Genomic DNA, 15,191 nt, shown 5'->3' with positions numbered 1-15,191 from the left:
GTGTCCTGGCTAGGAGATGCGGGGCGTAGACATGTGTCCGAGGCTAACGCGCCGGTCGGACGGGACGCACGCGGGTTTCCGCGCGACGTGGCCCCTGCTCGGCGCGACGAGCGGAGAGCGACGGGTGGCGGGCGGTGGGCGACAGGCGTCAGCGCCCTCGACGCGGGATCATCGGTTCATGGACGTGACCCTTCACCTCGCACAGGACGCGGCGGCCGACGAGCTCCTCGGCCGCAGCCCGCTGGCCGCGCTGGTCGGCATGCTCCTCGACCAGCAGGTCCCCATGGAGTGGGCGTTCGCGGGCCCGTACACGATCGCCACGCGGCTCGGGTCGGACGATCTCGACGCGCGGGAGATCGCCGCGTACGACCCCGAGGACTTCGCCGCGCTCCTCTCCACGAAGCCGGCGGTGCACCGGTACCCGGGCTCGATGGCCAAACGGATCCAGCAGCTCTGCCAGTACCTGGCGGACCACTACGACGGTGACCCGACGGCGCTGTGGCAGGACGCCGCCACCGGCGAGGAACTCCTCAAGCGCCTCAACGACCTGCCCGGCTTCGGCAAGCAGAAGTCCCAGATCTTCCTCGCCCTCCTCGGCAAGCAGCTGGGCGTCCGCCCCAAGGGCTGGCGCGAGGCCGCCGGGGACTACGGCGCCACCGAGGCCTACCGGTCCGTCGCGGACATCACGGGTCCCGAGTCCCTCCTCAAGGTCCGGGCCCACAAGCAGCAGCTGAAGGCGAAGGCCCGCACGAACAGCGGCTGAAGGTCCTAGCCCATGAGGGCGGATCTCGGCGTGAGGTGGTCGACGAACCCTTCGTACGGGGACATGCCCTCCATGAGCGCCCCGCCCCCGTACCGCCGCCACCGCACGTGGCCCCGGGTGCTGCTCACCCTCCTCGCGCTCCTGCTCGGCGCCCTCACCGCCGCCCCCACCGCCGCGGTGGCCCCGACCCCGCCCGCCGCCGTCTCCACGGAATCCGGCGGCAACGAGAGCCATGAGGACGCCACCGACACGGCGCTGCGCCTCCCGACCGGCCACGCCACCCGCGTCCCCACCCCCCGTACGCCCGACCCGGCGCCGCCCCGGCACCCCGCCGTCGGCCCGGCCCCGCGCCCCGCCGCCCTTCTGCACCCCCGCGTCCCGACCCCCCGTTCGGTGGTCCTGCGCTGCTGACAGGGACCAGGACAGGGACAGGGAGCAGGCACTCACCGGCCTCCCCCGCCCCGTCCCCCGTCAGCCGTCCCAGCGCGCAGATCAAGGACACCTTCATGCCCATCGACCCCTACGCGGCCCTGCAAGCGCTCCTGCGCGCGGAGGCCGTCCGTACGGCGCCGCCGCAGTCGGCACCCGCGCAACCGGCCCCTTCGCCGGAGCAGACGACCCGCGAGACCGACCCCACCGAACCCGAGCGGCGACCCAAGGACGCCTGACCCCGACGGCCCGGCGCAGCCCGCACCAGGCGGCCTGGCGGCCCGCACCAGGCGAGACGCACTCGGCGGCCCGCACCATGCGACGCGCACCACGCGGCCCGCTCAAGGCGCCCCGCCAGACCAGGCGTCCCCGCCAGCCCCGGCGTCCCCGGACTCAGCGCCGGCGCCGGGCCGTCCCGAACACCGACCGTGAGATCTCCCGCCCGATCTGCGTCCCCACGGACCGCATCAGCGACTTGAACATCCCGCTCCCCACCACCTGCTCCACGACGGACCCGTCCCCGCGGGGCTTCGCCCGTGTCTGCGCGCGGGTCTCCTTCGCCGCGTCGGCGGCCGCCGACTCGGCCTGCTTGCGGGCCTGCGTCTCGGCCTCCTGGGCCGTCAGCTTCTCGTACGCGGACTCGCGGTCGACGGCGTCCGCGTAGCGCGCGTACAGCGGCGACGAACGCACCGCCTGTTCCAGCGTCCCCGCCGCCACCGGCCCCATCAGCGACTCGGGCGCCCGCAGCCGGGTCGCCGCGACCGGTGTCGGCGCGCCCTTCTCGCTCAGCACCGTGATCACCGCCTCGCCGGTGCCGAGTCCCGTGAGCACCTCCGCCAGGTCGTACGGCGAGTCGGGGAAGGTCCGTACCGTCGCCTTCAGCGCCTTCTGGTCGTCGGGGGTGAACGCCCGCAACGCGTGCTGCACGCGGTTGCCGAGCTGTCCGAGGACGTCCGCGGGCACGTCCTTCGGTGTCTGCGTCACGAGGAAGACGCCGACGCCCTTGGACCGGATCAGCCGCACGGTCTGCGTGATGGCCTCCAGGAACGCCTTCGACGCCCCGTTGAAGAGCAGGTGGGCCTCGTCGAAGAAGAACACGAGCTTCGGCTTCTCGATGTCGCCGACTTCCGGCAGGTCGTTGTAGAGGTCGGCCAGGAGCCACATCAGGAACGTCGAGAAGAGCTGCGGCTTGTCCTGGACGGCCGCCAGCTCCAGGACCGACACCAGCCCCTGCCCGTCCGGCGCGAGCCGCAGGAACTCGCTCGTGTCGAACTCCGGCTCCCCGAAGAAGTCCGCCATGCCCTGTGCCTCGAACGTGGTGAGCGCCCGCAGGATGACGCCGGCGGTCACGGACGACAGACCGCCGATGCCCTTCAGCTCCGGCTTGCCCTCGTCGGAGGTGAGGAAGGTGACGACCGCCCGCAGGTCCTTCAGGTCGACCAGTTCGAGCCCCTTCTGGTCGGCGTAGTGGAAGACGAGACCGAGCGACTGCTCCTGCGTCCGGTTGAGCTGCAGCACCTTGGAGAGCAGCACGGGGCCGAAGCTGGTGATCGTGGCCCGCACCGGGATCCCCGTGCCGATGCCGCCGAGCGCGTAGAACTCGCTCGGGAACCCGGTCGCCGCCCACTCCTGCCCGACGTCCCCGGCCCGCTCGGTGACCTTGTCGTTCGCTTCGCCGGGTGCCGAGATCCCCGACACGTCGCCCTTGATGTCCGCGAGGAAGACGGGGACGCCCTGCGCGGCCAGCTGTTCGGCGATGAGTTGCAGCGTCTTGGTCTTGCCCGTGCCGGTGGCGCCGGCGACGAGCCCGTGCCGGTTGAGCATGGGCAGCGGGATACGGACCGGCGCGTCGGCACGGCACCGTCCGTCCCAGAGCAGCGCGCCCAGGTCGAGGGCGGGCCCGGCGAAGGCGTACCCGGCGGCGATCTCCGCGGCCTCCGGCGGCAGAGCGCTTCCCCCTGCCTGTTCACCCGTCCCACCCGCGCCCGGCGCCGCACCGGACCCCGCCGCCGGCACGGACTCGTTCGGGGGATTCGCACGACCCGGAGTGGACGGCATCGACTGGCTATCGCTCACTTCGACCCCTGTTCCCGGCTGGTGCGTTTCCGGTTTGCCCCGCTTTACAGCGTCATTTCCCAGACTCGCACTCCGTCGCCATGGCTGCGCCCGGAGAGCCTTGCCCGGTAGGCTTTCCGTGTGATCTTCAAGCGCATCGGAAACGGCCGGCCGTACCCCGACCACGGCCGGGAAAGCACCCGCCAGTGGGCGGACGTCGCACCGCGCCCGGTCCGCCTCGATCAGCTCGTGACGACCAAGGGCCAGCTCGACCTCGAGACCCTGCTCGCCGAGGACTCCACGTTCTACGGCGACCTCTTCGCGCACGTCGTGAAGTGGCAGGGCGACCTCTATCTGGAGGACGGCCTGCACCGCGCGGTCCGCGCCGCGCTCCAGCAGCGCCAGGTGCTCCACGCGCGCGTGCTCGAACTGGGCTGACCCAGGGTCCGGCCGCGGGCCCCACGCCCCCCGCCGAGCCGGGCCCGACCCCGCATTCGCCCTTTCGGGTTGGACTGCCCCTCAAGTAATGATCATTTAGTAGGCATCGCTGCCGCGCCGCACTACGCTGCGCCCATGAGCATGCTCACTCCCCCCGGCATGGGCGGCGAATACCGCATCACGGGGGACAAATACCCACGGATGCGCCGCCCCAACGGCCGCCGCAGGCTCGTGCTCGCGGTCATCGCGTCCACCGCCGCGCTCGGCCTCATCGGCTGGGGCACGTTGCAGCTCATCGATGTCTTCACGGGGGGCCACAAGGCGTCGGCGGCCAGTTCCGCGGCCGGCGACTGCGACCGTGATCCGGACGGCGACGCCACCCCTGGCATCTCCGCCGACTCCGCCACCTCGGCCGCCGCGGCGAAGGACAAGGCGGGCAAGCCGCTCCCGAAGCCGAAGCAGATCACCGTCAACGTCTTCAACGCCACGCCCCACGGCGGCCTCGCCAAGAGCACCGCCGACGAACTCAAGAAGCGCGGCTTCGCCATCGGCAAGGTCGGCAACGCCACCAAGGAGTTCGACAAGAAGGTCAAGGGCACCGGGATGCTGCTCGGCGCCAAGGCGGCCGCCGACACCTCGCTCCCCGTCCTCGGCACCCAGCTCGCGGACGCCGAGCTCAAGTCCGACGTACGCAAGAGCGGTGACGTCGACCTGATCATCGGCGTCCGGTTCAAGAACCTGGCCAAAAAGGAGGACGCCGACAAGGCCCTGGCCGCACTGGCCAAGCCCGAGCCGACGTCCGTGCCGTCAGGCAAGAAGAACTGCCGGTAGGCGAACCAGCAGGGGAAAGGGACCGCTACTCCGCCGCCCCGTACATCCGGTCGCCCGCGTCCCCGAGGCCGGGCACGATGTAGCCCTGCTCGTTGAGCCGCTCGTCGACCGAGGCCGTCACGACCGTCACCGGCGTCCCCGCCAGCTCGCGCTCCATGATCTCGACGCCCTCGGGGGCGGCGAGCAGCACCACGGCGGTGACGTCGTCCGCGCCGCGTTTGATGAGCTCCTGGATCGCGGCGACCAGCGTGCCGCCCGTGGCCAGCATGGGGTCGAGCACGTACACCTGGCGGCCGGAGAGGTCGTCCGGCATACGCGTCGCGTACGTGGACGCCTGCAGCGTCTCCTCGTTGCGCACCATGCCGAGGAAGCCCACCTCGGCGGTCGGCAGCAGCCGCACCATGCCGTCGAGCATGCCGAGACCGGCGCGCAGGATCGGCACGACCAGCGGCCGCGGGTGGGAGAGCTTGACGCCCGTGGTCCGCGAGACCGGGGTGTCGAGGTCGACCTGCTCGGTGCGCACGTCCCTGGTGGCCTCGTACGCGAGCAGGGTGACCAGCTCGTCGGCGAGGCGCCGGAAGGTCGGGGAATCGGTGCGCTTGTCGCGCAGCGTGGTGAGTTTGTGCGCCACCAGCGGGTGGTCGACGACGTGGATCCGCATGCCATCAACAGTAACCGGGCCCGGGCCCCACGCCTCTCGCTGGCATCAACACCGCCGTCCGAGGGAAGGTGGGGACGTACGAACCGAGGTGGTGTGGCCCATGGCGGAGCGCAAGCCGGACGACGAGAACGACATCGAGCGCCGCAGGCGTCGCGCCCAGTTCCTGCGCGAGCGCAACGAGGCGATCGAGCTCCGCGACCGCGTGAAGCCGCGCCGCGCCCGGGCGGCACGCATGCGTCAGCAGATGCGCATGCGCACGTTCCGCTGGTGATCGCCCCCTCCTGACGGGCAGCCGCCCCCTGGAACGCGGGCCCCCGGCAGGGCCGGGAACGGTCCCCCGGAGAACGCGACGCGGAACACAGCGAGCGGAAGACCTCTCCTGACGGCGCCGTTTCTGCCACGATTCCGAATGGGCGGGGCTCGGCACAGTGCTCCCCGCTCCCCGACCTCGCCGGGGGGACCCCAAACCGCCAACCGGCACTGCCTATGACCAGTGGGAGAGTCACGGTGTACTTCGCCGCACTGCTCGCGCGCACCGAAGACGGGTGGGAAGCGAGCGACACGGAGCTCGACGATGTGGAGACCCTGGCGGATCTGGCCGATCTGGCCCGTGAAGCCACGGCTGACTACGACGACGACACAGTGCTCGTCTTCATCGAACAGGAAGACGCGTGGTTCGGCGTCGTCCGCGTGGACGGTGAGGAGGACCCTCGTATCTATGTCTCGGACGCGGCCGCGGCCGCCCGCAGCTCGTACGGGGAGATTCTGCTCACCGACGAGATGCTGGGCCGCGACCCGGACGACGACGAGGTGGTCGACCTCGACGCCCTCGACCTCGACGGTACGGAGGACGGTGAACCCGAGGCGTCCGACACGGACTCCGACGGCGACGCGGCCGACGACGCCGGCACCTCGGGAGTGCCGTCCGGGCCGCTGGGCGACACGGGGATCCTCGCCGACCTCGGCGTGCCCGAAAAGGATCTGCTCGGTCTGGAGGCGGGCGACGCGCTCAACGAGATCGCCGAAATCCTCGGGGCGGCGGAGGTGCTGGAGACCGTCCGCTAGGTTCCCCGTGTGACCGAGCCGAACGACCCGTACAACCCGAGCGATCCGCACAACCCGCACGACCCGACCTCCGACCGTCCCATCGACGACATCGCCGAAGGCGATCCCGTACGCGACCGCTGGCGGGCGCCCATGCGGCTCGCTCTGGCCGAGGCCGAGCTGGCCGCCGAGGGCGGCGACGTACCCGTCGGCGCCGTCGTGCTGTCCCCGGACGGCACGACGGTGCTCGCGACGGCCCACAACGAACGCGAGGCGACCGGCGACCCCACCGCCCACGCGGAGGTGCTCGCCCTGCGCAGGGCCGCCGCCGGGCTCGGCGAGTGGCGGCTGACCGGCTGCACGCTCGTCGTCACCCTGGAGCCCTGCACGATGTGCGCGGGCGCGCTCGTGCAGTCCCGGGTGGACCGGGTGGTCTACGGAGCGCTCGACGAGAAGGCCGGGGCGGCGGGCTCCCTCTGGGACGTCGTACGCGACAGAAGGCTCAACCACCGCCCCGAGGTCATCCAGGGAGTCCTCGCCGACGCGTGCGCGGCACGGCTGACCGAGTTCTTCCGCAACCGCTGACTCCGGGGGACTCAGGGGGGAGTCAGGGAGGACTCAGGGGGTCGGCCGAACGGATTTCAGAACACGGGGCACTTTGGGCTAGAGTTCCTCTCGGTAGCGTGTCCGAGCGGCCGAAGGAGCTCGCCTCGAAAGCGAGTGAAGGGTAACCCCCTTCCGTGGGTTCAAATCCCACCGCTACCGCTCTCGAAACGAAGGGCCCGTCCAGCTGGACGGGCCCTTCGTCGTGCGCGGGTTGTACGGAACGCTTGTGCCGCGGCAAGCGGAAAGCCCCGGCGCCTTCCACGCGCCGGGGCTCTCTCCCGCCAGGACGGGGGGAACGGCATCGGGGGGACAAGCCGCTCCCCCCGACGAGGACCGGACCCTCAAGTCAACGCCGCCGTCGGGGGGAAGCGGACGGCGCGGACCCCGCAGTGGGGCCGGTCCCTACCCGCGGATTCCTGCCAGATCCGCCGGGCTCACCACCCATCCTGCCGCTCGCGCCACCCGTGGGGCGCGGGCAAAGGGCCTCTGCTGCCGGGCCGTTGGTCCTTAAAAGCCCCGTGAGTACGGCCCGGGTTAGACTCACCGCGATCACAGGGGACACACGCGTCGCGGGCAAGGGGAGGCCAGGATCGTGGCAGTGCAGTGGAAGAAGCTCGGCCTTTTCGCCGTGGTCGTCTTCGTGCTCTACGTGATCATCACGGACCCGGCCAAGGCCGCGGACTACGTCCAGATAGGCTTCGAAGGGATCTCGAGCGCCGCTCGGAGCATCGGGGACTTCATGACGTGGGTCGCCAACGGCGGCAAGGACTGAGCGGCGCCCTTCCCCCTCTCCTCGTCGCCCTCCCCCTTCTTCCCGTCTTCTCCGCGCCTTCCCAAGGAGTGCCCGTGATCCGCCATCTGGTCCTCTTCAAGCTCAACGACGGTGTGCGGCGCGACGAACCGCGCGTGGTCGAGGGCGTCGAGGCCTTCCGCGCCCTCGGCGGGCAGATCCCGGAGCTCACGTTCTGGGAGTGCGCCTGGAACATCACCGACCGCCCCATCGCGTACGACTTCGCCATCAACTCGGCGGTCGAGGACACCGATGCGCTGAAGCGGTACCTGGAGCACCCCGCCCACCAGGCGGGCGTCGCGCTGTGGCGCGAGTTCGCCACGTGGGTCATCGCGGACTACGAGTTCTGATCCGGGTCCCGCTCCTCCCGCCCCGCCACTTGGGCCCCGCACCGCGACGGTGCGGGGCCTTTTCCTGTCGTATGCCCTCCCCCTTGCCCTCAACACGTAGTTATCGGGTGCTTGCACACAGTGCACATGTCTTGTGATGCTATGACCGCTTTTGACGGATGAGTTGACCGAGGTCGACCGAGCTTGACTGAGCTTGTCTGAGAAGGGGTGGCGTTGCCCGTGCCGGCCAGTACTGCGCCCGAAGCTCCACCCGCCAAACCCCTACCGGGCGCCGGGACCCCCCGCGGCGCCGGGACCACCGGAAGCACGCGCGGTGCCGACACCCGGGCCCTCACCCAGGTGCTCTTCGGTCAGCTGAAGGAGCTGGAGCCGGGCAGCCCGGAACACGGCCGGGTGCGCGGCGCCCTCATCGAGGCCAACCTCCCCCTGGTCCGGTACGCCGCCGCCCGCTTCCGCAGCCGCAACGAGCCGATGGAGGACGTCGTCCAGGTCGGCACCATCGGGCTCATCAACGCCATCGACCGGTTCGACCCGGAGCGCGGGGTGCAGTTCCCGACCTTCGCGATGCCGACCGTGGTCGGCGAGATCAAGCGGTACTTCCGCGACAACGTCCGCACCGTCCACGTACCGCGCCGGCTGCACGAGCTGTGGGTGCAGGTGACCGGCGCGACCGAGGACCTCACCACCGCCTTCGGGCGCTCACCGACGACCTCCGAGATCGCCGAGCGGCTGCGCATCACCGAGGACGAGGTGCTGGCCTGCATCGAGGCCGGCCGCTCGTACCACGCGACGTCGCTTGAGGCGGCCCAGGAGGGCGACGGGCTGCCCGGCCTGCTCGACCGGCTCGGCTACGAGGACCCCGCGCTCGACGGCGTCGAACACCGCGACCTCGTACGCCATCTCCTGGTCCAACTGCCCGAGCGGGAACAGCGGATCCTGCTCCTGCGCTACTACAGCAATCTGACGCAGTCACAGATCAGCGCCGAACTCGGCGTCTCCCAGATGCACGTGTCGAGACTGCTCGCCCGGAGCTTCGCACGCCTTCGGTCCGCAAATCGGATCGAGGCGTAACCGTATCGAGTGGAGTGCCGTCGCGGCGGTTGCCGACGGCACTCTTTGCTGAAAAGCCTCAGACCCCCTCTTTCCTGCACGGATGTCACCCTTGTTTGTCGACAAGTAACTACAGCGTGTTGCCGACATGTGACATTCTGCTGGAACCGCGTTTGCCGTAGCCCCACCTCCGGTATTCAGGTGGAGGCTGCGTTCCTCCGACGGGAGCGCCCGCCGCGACCGTCCGCGACCTCAAGGGGGTGGCATGTCCGCAGACCAGGGCAGCTCGAAGGTGCTCACGCTCACGCTCACCAAGAGCCCGAGCGAGCCGGCGCCCGACGCGCTTCAGGGCTCCGAAGCGCTCCAGAGCTCAACGGCCCCGGAAGTCATCGACACCCGGACCCTGTCCCGATCCCTCTTCCTGCGGCTCGCCACGCTCGCCCAGGACAGCCCGGAGCGTGCGTATGTGCGCGACACGCTCATCGAGCTCAACCTCCCCCTCGTGCGGTACGCGGCGGCCCGCTTCCGCAGTCGCAACGAACCGATGGAGGACATCGTCCAGGTCGGCACGATCGGCCTGATCAAGGCGATCGACCGTTTCGACTGCGAACGCGGCGTGGAATTCCCGACGTTCGCGATGCCGACGGTCGTCGGTGAGATCAAGCGCTTCTTCCGGGACACCAGTTGGTCGGTGCGGGTGCCGCGCCGCCTCCAGGAGCTCCGGCTCGCGCTCACGAAGACCAGCGACGAGCTGGCCCAGCGGCTCGACCGCTCGCCGACCGTTCCCGAACTCGCCGCGGCGCTCGGCGTCTCCGAGGAGGACGTGGTCGACGGCCTCGCGGTCGGCAACGCGTACACCGCCTCCTCGCTGGACTCCCCGACGCCCGAGGACGACGGCGGCGAGGGCTCCCTCGCGGACCGCCTCGGGTACGAGGACTCGGCCCTGGAGGGCGTGGAGTACCGCGAGTCCCTCAAGCCGCTGCTCGCCAAGCTGCCGCCCCGTGAGCGCCGCATCATCATGCTGCGCTTCTTCGCCAACATGACGCAGTCGCAGATCGGCGAGGAGGTCGGCATCTCCCAGATGCACGTCTCGCGGCTGCTGACGCGGACGCTGGCGCAGCTGCGGGACGGTCTCATCGCGGACTGAGACGCGCCGACTCCCGTGTGTGTCGGTGGCGTTGCGTGTGTCGGTGGTGTTGCTGACGGGGTTCCTAATTGACGACCCGTCAGACACACTGGCGCGATGCGACGTGGAGTGCGGAACGTCCTCGGTGCGGGGGCCACTGTGCTGTGCCTCGGCGGTCTGCTGTCCGCCTGCGGCGGTGACAGCGGCGACGGTTACGTGGCGACGGGCGCGGCGGGGGCCTCGCCCGGACGGGCACCGGGCAAGACGGTGGGGCCCACGGGTGACGTGAGGATGGTGCCGCTGGAGAGGGATGGTTCCGGCGGCGGTGGCCGTTCCGGTGACTCGGCGGGGGCGTCACCGGAGCGGGACGAGTCGAGCGGGGCGAGCAAGTCGCCGGGTGCGGAGGGGCGTTCGGGGTCGGGGTCGGGTTCGGATTCGGGTTCGGTGGGGGTGGCGTCGCCTCCTAAGGCCTCGTCGGGGCGCGGGGGCGGGCACGAGGGCGGTCGTACGGGCACGGGGTCGGGCACGGGTACGGGTACGGGTGGGAGCTCCCCGAGTCCGTCGGGGCCGGGTCCGGGGCCCGGGCGGCCTGGGACGGATCCGTCGCCGAGTGGGCCCGCGGTTCTCGCTGTCGGCGATCCGGAACGGGCTCCTGCGGACAAGCGGTGGTGCGAGAAGGTGACGGTGTCCTTCCGCAACACGGGTGGGTCGGCGGTGCGTTCGGGCGAGGTCACCTTCGGTACGCACATCATCGGGGCGCTCGGGGTGGACTGGGCCACGATCAAGTCAACGGTGGCACTGCCGGCGCCGATCGGTCCGGGGCGGACGAGGGAGGGGGCCTGGACGGTGTGCGTGGACGCGTGGCGCGTGCCGCTGGGCATGCGGGTGGAGACGCGGGACGTCTGGGTCGACTGGAAGTAGGGCCCCCTTCCCGGGGGGGGCCGGCGCCTGCTGCCCTCCTGCGGGAGCGTCGTGCTTGCCCGCGCGTTCCCTGCGGGGCTTGAGCGGTTCTGATCTGCGGGTGGTCGGTGGTTGCTCGCGCCGTTCCCCGCGCCCCTGACGGGGCCCTCACGTCGTCGTTCATCCGCGGGTACGTCGTGGTTGCTCGCGCCGTTCCCCGCGCCCCTGACGGGGCGCTCGCGTCGTCGTTCATCCGCGGGTACGTCGTGGTTGCTCGCGCCGTTCCCCGCGCCCCTGGTGGGGCGCTCGCGTCGACGCTCATCCGCGCGTGCATCGTGGTTGCTCGCGCCGTTCCCCGCGCCCCTGATGGGGCGCTCGCGGCGTCGCTCTTGCGCGGGTTCCGCGGGCCTGATCGCTCTGTGCGGGGGCGGGGCTTCGCGGTTGCCTCGCCGCGGGTGGCTCAGGGGCGCGGGGAACTGCGCGAGCAACCACCGACCACCCGCAGATCAGAACCGCTCAAGCCCCGCAGGGAAGCGCGGGGAACTGCGCGACCAGCCAGCGACCACCCGCAGATCAGAACCGTCCAAGCCCCGCAGGGAACCCGCCTACGAGAGCGCCAGCCACGCCACTCCCGCCACGATCACGATCGCCAGGAGCACTCCTACGATCAGGCCCACCCGTGGGCCCGACGAGGACGTCGTCTGCTGTGGCTGTCCTCCTCGCGGCGCCTCGTCGACGAAGGCGCGGAACATCTGCGTGCTGCCGGCGGGGTCGGGGTTGCCCTGCGGAGCCTGGTGGCCCTGGTTGCCCTGGGGGTTGTGTGCCATGGAGCAGGACCCTAGCGAATCCACGGCCCTCGGCCCAACCCCCTCTGGCCAGGGACTTTACGACCCGGCCCCCAGAGCTTTGCCGACTCTTTAGGCCGACGGCCAGGTTTTAGTTTGCCTGCGGCAACCAACTGCTTCTATCGTTGCCCTAAGCAACAAAATAAACAGGAGGTGCCGTGGCCGCGCAGCGTCAGTACGAGGAGCTGGCCCAGCAGCTCAGCGCCATCGGTGCCGTGAAGCGCGGCCTCGGAAGAGGCCTGCCGCACGACTGCCCGGCCGGATCCGCCGCCGTCCTCATCCTGCTCGACCGCCACGGCGCGATGCGGATGAGCAGGCTCGCGGAGCTGCTCGCCGTCGACACGTCGGTGACCAGCCGCCACGTGGCGCACGTCGCGGACAAGGAGTGGATCGCACGCGATCCCGACCCCGCGGACAGGCGCTCCCGGATCCTGCGGCTCACGCCCGACGGCAAGGCCAAGGTGGACGAGCTCGCCGAGCTCTCCATCCGGACGCTCACCCACTACTTGCACGACTGGAGCGACGAAGAGGTCGTCCAGCTCAGCACGCTGCTCGCGCGCCTGCGCGACAGTTTCGGGGACTGCCGAGCGGTCTCGGCCCGCCCCGCGGCGGGGCCGCACGCATCGCAGCCCCCCTCCCCCCACGACGTGCGGACCACGTCGCAGACCACCCGTACACCCGCGTAAGAAAAGGAAGCCCATGGCAACAACCACACCAGCCGGTGTGCGGGGCAGCCATGCCAAGCACGGAGCGCATCACGGCCACCCCGGCGAGAACGCTCCGATGACGCACCGGCAGATCATGGAAGCGCTGTCCGGGCTGCTGCTCGGCATGTTCGTGGCGATCCTGTCGTCGACGATCGTCTCCAACGCCCTGCCCGAAATCATCGGCGACCTCGGCGGCGGCCAGTCCGCCTACACCTGGGTCGTCACCGCGTCGCTGCTCGCCATGACCGCGACGACCCCCCTGTGGGGCAAGCTGTCCGACCTCTTCAGCAAGAAGGCGCTCGTACAGATAGCCCTGGTCATCTACGTCGGCGGATCGATCGTCGCCGGTCTCTCGCAGAGCGCAGGGATGCTGATCGCCTGCCGCGTTGTGCAGGGCATCGGCGTGGGCGGTCTCTCCGCCCTCGCGCAGATCGTGATGGCCGCGATGATCTCCCCGCGCGAGCGCGGCCGGTACTCCGGCTACCTCGGCGCCACCTTCGCCGTCGCCACCGTCGGCGGCCCGCTGCTCGGCGGTGTCATCACCGACACCTCGTGGCTCGGCTGGCGCTGGTGCTTCTACGTCGGCGTGCCCTTCGCGATCATCGCGCTGATCGTCCTGCAGAAGACCCTGAAGCTTCCCGTCGTCAAGCGCGACGTGAAGGTCGACTGGGGCGGCGCGTTCTTCATCAGCGCCGCGGTCTGCCTGCTGCTCGTCTGGGTCACCTTCGCCGGTGACAAGTACGACTGGATGTCGTGGCAGACGGCCGCCATGGTCGGCGGCTCGATCGTCCTCGCCCTGCTCTTCGTGCTCGTCGAGACGAAGGCCAAGGAGCCGATCATCCCGCTGCGGCTCTTCCGCAACCGCACCATCACCCTCGCCTCGCTCGCCTCGCTCTTCGTGGGTGTCGCGATGTTCGCGGGCACGGTCTACTTCAGCCAGTACTTCCAGCTGGCCCGGGGCAAGTCCCCGACGATGTCCGGCGTCATGACGATCCCGATGATCGGTGGTCTGTTCATCTCGTCGACCGTCTCCGGTCAGGTCATCACCAAGACCGGCAAGTGGAAGGCGTGGCTGGTCAGCGGCGGCGTCCTGGTGACGGCCGGCCTCGGTCTGCTCGGCACCATCCGGTACGACACCGAGTACTGGCACATCGCGATCTTCATGGCCCTGATGGGTCTCGGCATCGGCATGATGATGCAGAACCTGGTCCTGTGCACGCAGAACCAGGTCGCCCCCGAGGACCTCGGCTCCGCCAGCTCCACGGTCACCTTCTTCCGCTCCCTGGGCGGTGCGATCGGTGTCTCGGCGCTCGGCGCGATCATGTCCACGCGGATCACGGACTACGTCAAGGACGGCATCACCGACCTCGGCCCGAAGGCCGCGGCGCAGTTCGGCCACGGCGGCACGGGCGGCGGCGGCATCCCGGACCTGGACAAGATCCCGGAGCCGTTCCGCACGGTGATGGAGAGCTCGTACGGGCACGGCATCGCCGACGTCTTCCTGATCGCCGCGCCGCTCGCGTTCCTCGCCTTCCTGATCACCATCTTCATCAAGGAGGTTCCGCTGCGTACGTCGGGTGGCATCGCCCAGGCCGCGTCGGCGACCACGGACGGCGCGGCTCCGGCCGACGCCCCTGCCGACGCCACGGCTTCCGCCGCTCCCGCGGCCACCGCCGAGCAGCCCGTGCTCGCCTCCGTCGCCTCGCACACCGAGGCCGGGTCCGAGGGGCCCGAGGGCACGCAGCGGCTCGCCGCCGTGGTGTCCGCCGCCGAGGCCGGCGCGGGGGGTCTTCCTCCGGTCACCAACGGCATCCCGGTCCGCGGTTATGTCCGCGGCGCCGAGAGCGCGCCCGTTCCGCGGGCCGCCGTCACGCTGATCTCCCTCGGGGGACGGCAGCTGGGCCGCGCGGTCGCGCAGGGCGACGGTGCCTACACCGTCGACGCCCCGGGCGCCGGGTCGTACGTGCTCATCGCCTCCGCCGACGGTTTCCAGCCGCAGGCCTCGACCGTGGTCGTGGGCGAGGAGGCGCTGTCGTACGACATCCTGCTCAGCGGCACCAGCGGGCTGAGCGGGCTCGTGCGGGACGCCGACAGCAAGCTGCCGGTCAACGGCGCGATGGTCATCGTGACCGACGTCCGCGGTGACGTCCTCGCCACCGGACTCTCCGGCGAGCAGGGCGAGTTCACCTTCGCCGAGCTGGTCCCCGGCACCGTCACCATCGCGGTGAACGCCGCGGGTCACCGGCCGATGGCGCTGCCCGTCGAGGTCGGCGGCACCGGGGTCACCCGGGTCGAGGTCGAGCTCAACTCCGGCGCGCGGGTGCTCGGCACCGTGCGGGCCGGCGGATCGGCGCTGAACGACGCCCGCGTCACGCTGGTGGACGCCGCAGGCAACGTCGTCGCCACCGCGACCACCGGGGCGGACGGGGCGTACGCCTTCACCGACCTGGACAGCGGGGAGTACACGGTCATCGCGACGGGGTACCCGCCGGTGGCCACGGGGCTGACGGTCGCCGGCAGCGGCACCGACGGCCACGACATCGAACTCGCCCACCCGGGCGAGTGACCGGCCCCGGCCCGAGGTCGCGCCCCGAGC

Annotated in this window: 18 protein-coding genes and 1 tRNA gene; 16 read left to right on the top strand and 3 right to left on the bottom strand. The window is 70.9% G+C overall.

Annotation, left to right across the window (positions count from 1 at the left end; all coding sequences use genetic code 11):
• Positions 1–178: 178 nt before the first annotated feature.
• The 3 genes from ACFYO9_RS25420 (at position 179) to ACFYO9_RS25410 (ending at position 1,431) form a co-directional block, all read left to right on the top strand.
• Positions 179–763, top strand: a complete 585-nt coding sequence (locus tag ACFYO9_RS25420) for an HhH-GPD-type base excision DNA repair protein (protein WP_358778557.1) — start codon at positions 179–181, stop codon at positions 761–763.
• A gap of 72 nt (positions 764–835) precedes the next feature.
• The gene (locus tag ACFYO9_RS25415) at positions 836–1,174 is read left to right on the top strand and encodes a hypothetical protein (RefSeq protein WP_358778556.1); all 339 of its coding nucleotides are present in this window, start codon (positions 836–838) and stop codon (positions 1,172–1,174) included.
• Between the two features lie 95 nt (positions 1,175–1,269).
• Entirely contained in the window at positions 1,270–1,431 is a 162-nt protein-coding gene (locus ACFYO9_RS25410) for a hypothetical protein (RefSeq protein ID WP_358778555.1), read from the top strand.
• A 154-nt stretch (positions 1,432–1,585) separates the two neighbouring features.
• On the opposite strand, the gene ACFYO9_RS25405 is transcribed toward ACFYO9_RS25410, so the two are convergent.
• On the bottom strand, positions 1,586–3,250 hold the full coding sequence (locus ACFYO9_RS25405; RefSeq protein WP_388666608.1) for a helicase HerA-like domain-containing protein: 1,665 nt from the start codon (positions 3,248–3,250) through the stop codon (positions 1,586–1,588).
• A gap of 138 nt (positions 3,251–3,388) precedes the next feature.
• Here ACFYO9_RS25405 and ACFYO9_RS25400 point away from each other — a divergent pair, with 138 nt between their 5' ends.
• On the top strand, positions 3,389–3,685 hold the full coding sequence (locus ACFYO9_RS25400; RefSeq protein WP_003955420.1) for a type II toxin-antitoxin system VapB family antitoxin: 297 nt from the start codon (positions 3,389–3,391) through the stop codon (positions 3,683–3,685).
• A 135-nt stretch (positions 3,686–3,820) separates the two neighbouring features.
• A complete protein-coding gene (locus ACFYO9_RS25395) occupies positions 3,821–4,516 on the top strand; it encodes a LytR C-terminal domain-containing protein (RefSeq protein ID WP_358778553.1) in 696 nt (231 codons plus the stop codon).
• Positions 4,517–4,541: 25 nt separating this feature from the next.
• Here ACFYO9_RS25395 and upp read toward each other — a convergent pair whose 3' ends face one another.
• Positions 4,542–5,177, bottom strand: a complete 636-nt coding sequence (gene upp, locus ACFYO9_RS25390) for a uracil phosphoribosyltransferase (protein WP_355814585.1) — start codon at positions 5,175–5,177, stop codon at positions 4,542–4,544.
• 100 nt (positions 5,178–5,277) lie between these two features.
• On the opposite strand from upp, the gene ACFYO9_RS25385 reads away from it, so the two are divergent.
• From ACFYO9_RS25385 to ACFYO9_RS25345, 9 genes are all read left to right on the top strand, one after another.
• The gene (locus ACFYO9_RS25385) at positions 5,278–5,448 is read left to right on the top strand and encodes a hypothetical protein (RefSeq protein WP_355814583.1); all 171 of its coding nucleotides are present in this window, start codon (positions 5,278–5,280) and stop codon (positions 5,446–5,448) included.
• Positions 5,449–5,684: 236 nt separating this feature from the next.
• Positions 5,685–6,242 carry a hypothetical protein gene (locus ACFYO9_RS25380; RefSeq protein ID WP_358778552.1) on the top strand — a complete coding sequence of 186 codons (558 nt, stop codon included), beginning with the start codon at positions 5,685–5,687 and terminating at the stop codon, positions 6,240–6,242.
• A 132-nt stretch (positions 6,243–6,374) separates the two neighbouring features.
• A complete protein-coding gene (gene tadA / locus ACFYO9_RS25375; protein WP_355814795.1) occupies positions 6,375–6,806 on the top strand; it encodes a tRNA adenosine(34) deaminase TadA in 432 nt (143 codons plus the stop codon).
• A 92-nt stretch (positions 6,807–6,898) separates the two neighbouring features.
• Positions 6,899–6,986 (top strand) — tRNA-Ser (locus ACFYO9_RS25370).
• Positions 6,987–7,419: 433 nt separating this feature from the next.
• The gene (locus ACFYO9_RS25365; RefSeq protein ID WP_355814578.1) at positions 7,420–7,599 is read left to right on the top strand and encodes a hypothetical protein; all 180 of its coding nucleotides are present in this window, start codon (positions 7,420–7,422) and stop codon (positions 7,597–7,599) included.
• A 74-nt stretch (positions 7,600–7,673) separates the two neighbouring features.
• On the top strand, positions 7,674–7,967 hold the full coding sequence (locus ACFYO9_RS25360) for a Dabb family protein (protein ID WP_355814575.1): 294 nt from the start codon (positions 7,674–7,676) through the stop codon (positions 7,965–7,967).
• Between the two features lie 219 nt (positions 7,968–8,186).
• Positions 8,187–9,038 (top strand): RNA polymerase sigma factor SigF, encoded by an 852-nt coding sequence (locus tag ACFYO9_RS25355; protein WP_355814573.1) that lies wholly within the window; start codon positions 8,187–8,189, stop codon positions 9,036–9,038.
• Positions 9,039–9,282: 244 nt separating this feature from the next.
• On the top strand, positions 9,283–10,164 hold the full coding sequence (locus tag ACFYO9_RS25350) for an RNA polymerase sigma factor SigF (protein ID WP_355814570.1): 882 nt from the start codon (positions 9,283–9,285) through the stop codon (positions 10,162–10,164).
• Between the two features lie 663 nt (positions 10,165–10,827).
• On the top strand, positions 10,828–11,064 hold the full coding sequence (locus tag ACFYO9_RS25345) for a hypothetical protein (RefSeq protein ID WP_358778551.1): 237 nt from the start codon (positions 10,828–10,830) through the stop codon (positions 11,062–11,064).
• Positions 11,065–11,648: 584 nt separating this feature from the next.
• Here ACFYO9_RS25345 and ACFYO9_RS25340 read toward each other — a convergent pair.
• Positions 11,649–11,870, bottom strand: a complete 222-nt coding sequence (locus ACFYO9_RS25340; RefSeq protein ID WP_355814564.1) for a hypothetical protein — start codon at positions 11,868–11,870, stop codon at positions 11,649–11,651.
• Positions 11,871–12,046: 176 nt separating this feature from the next.
• Here ACFYO9_RS25340 and ACFYO9_RS25335 point away from each other — a divergent pair, with 176 nt between their 5' ends.
• Both ACFYO9_RS25335 and ACFYO9_RS25330 read left to right on the top strand, forming a co-directional pair.
• Complete coding sequence (locus ACFYO9_RS25335) at positions 12,047–12,574, top strand: MarR family transcriptional regulator (RefSeq protein ID WP_355814562.1); 528 nt, start codon at positions 12,047–12,049, stop codon at positions 12,572–12,574.
• 13 nt (positions 12,575–12,587) lie between these two features.
• Positions 12,588–15,161 (top strand): DHA2 family efflux MFS transporter permease subunit, encoded by a 2,574-nt coding sequence (locus tag ACFYO9_RS25330; protein ID WP_358778550.1) that lies wholly within the window; start codon positions 12,588–12,590, stop codon positions 15,159–15,161.
• The last annotated feature ends 30 nt before the right edge of the window (positions 15,162–15,191 follow it).

This window comes from Streptomyces sp. NPDC005863 (assembly GCF_042871345.1).
In the GTDB taxonomy this organism is placed as follows: Bacteria; Actinomycetota; Actinomycetes; order Streptomycetales; family Streptomycetaceae; genus Streptomyces.
Note: the sequence above shows the minus strand (reverse complement) of the source record. Positions and strands in the feature narration are given on the sequence as shown.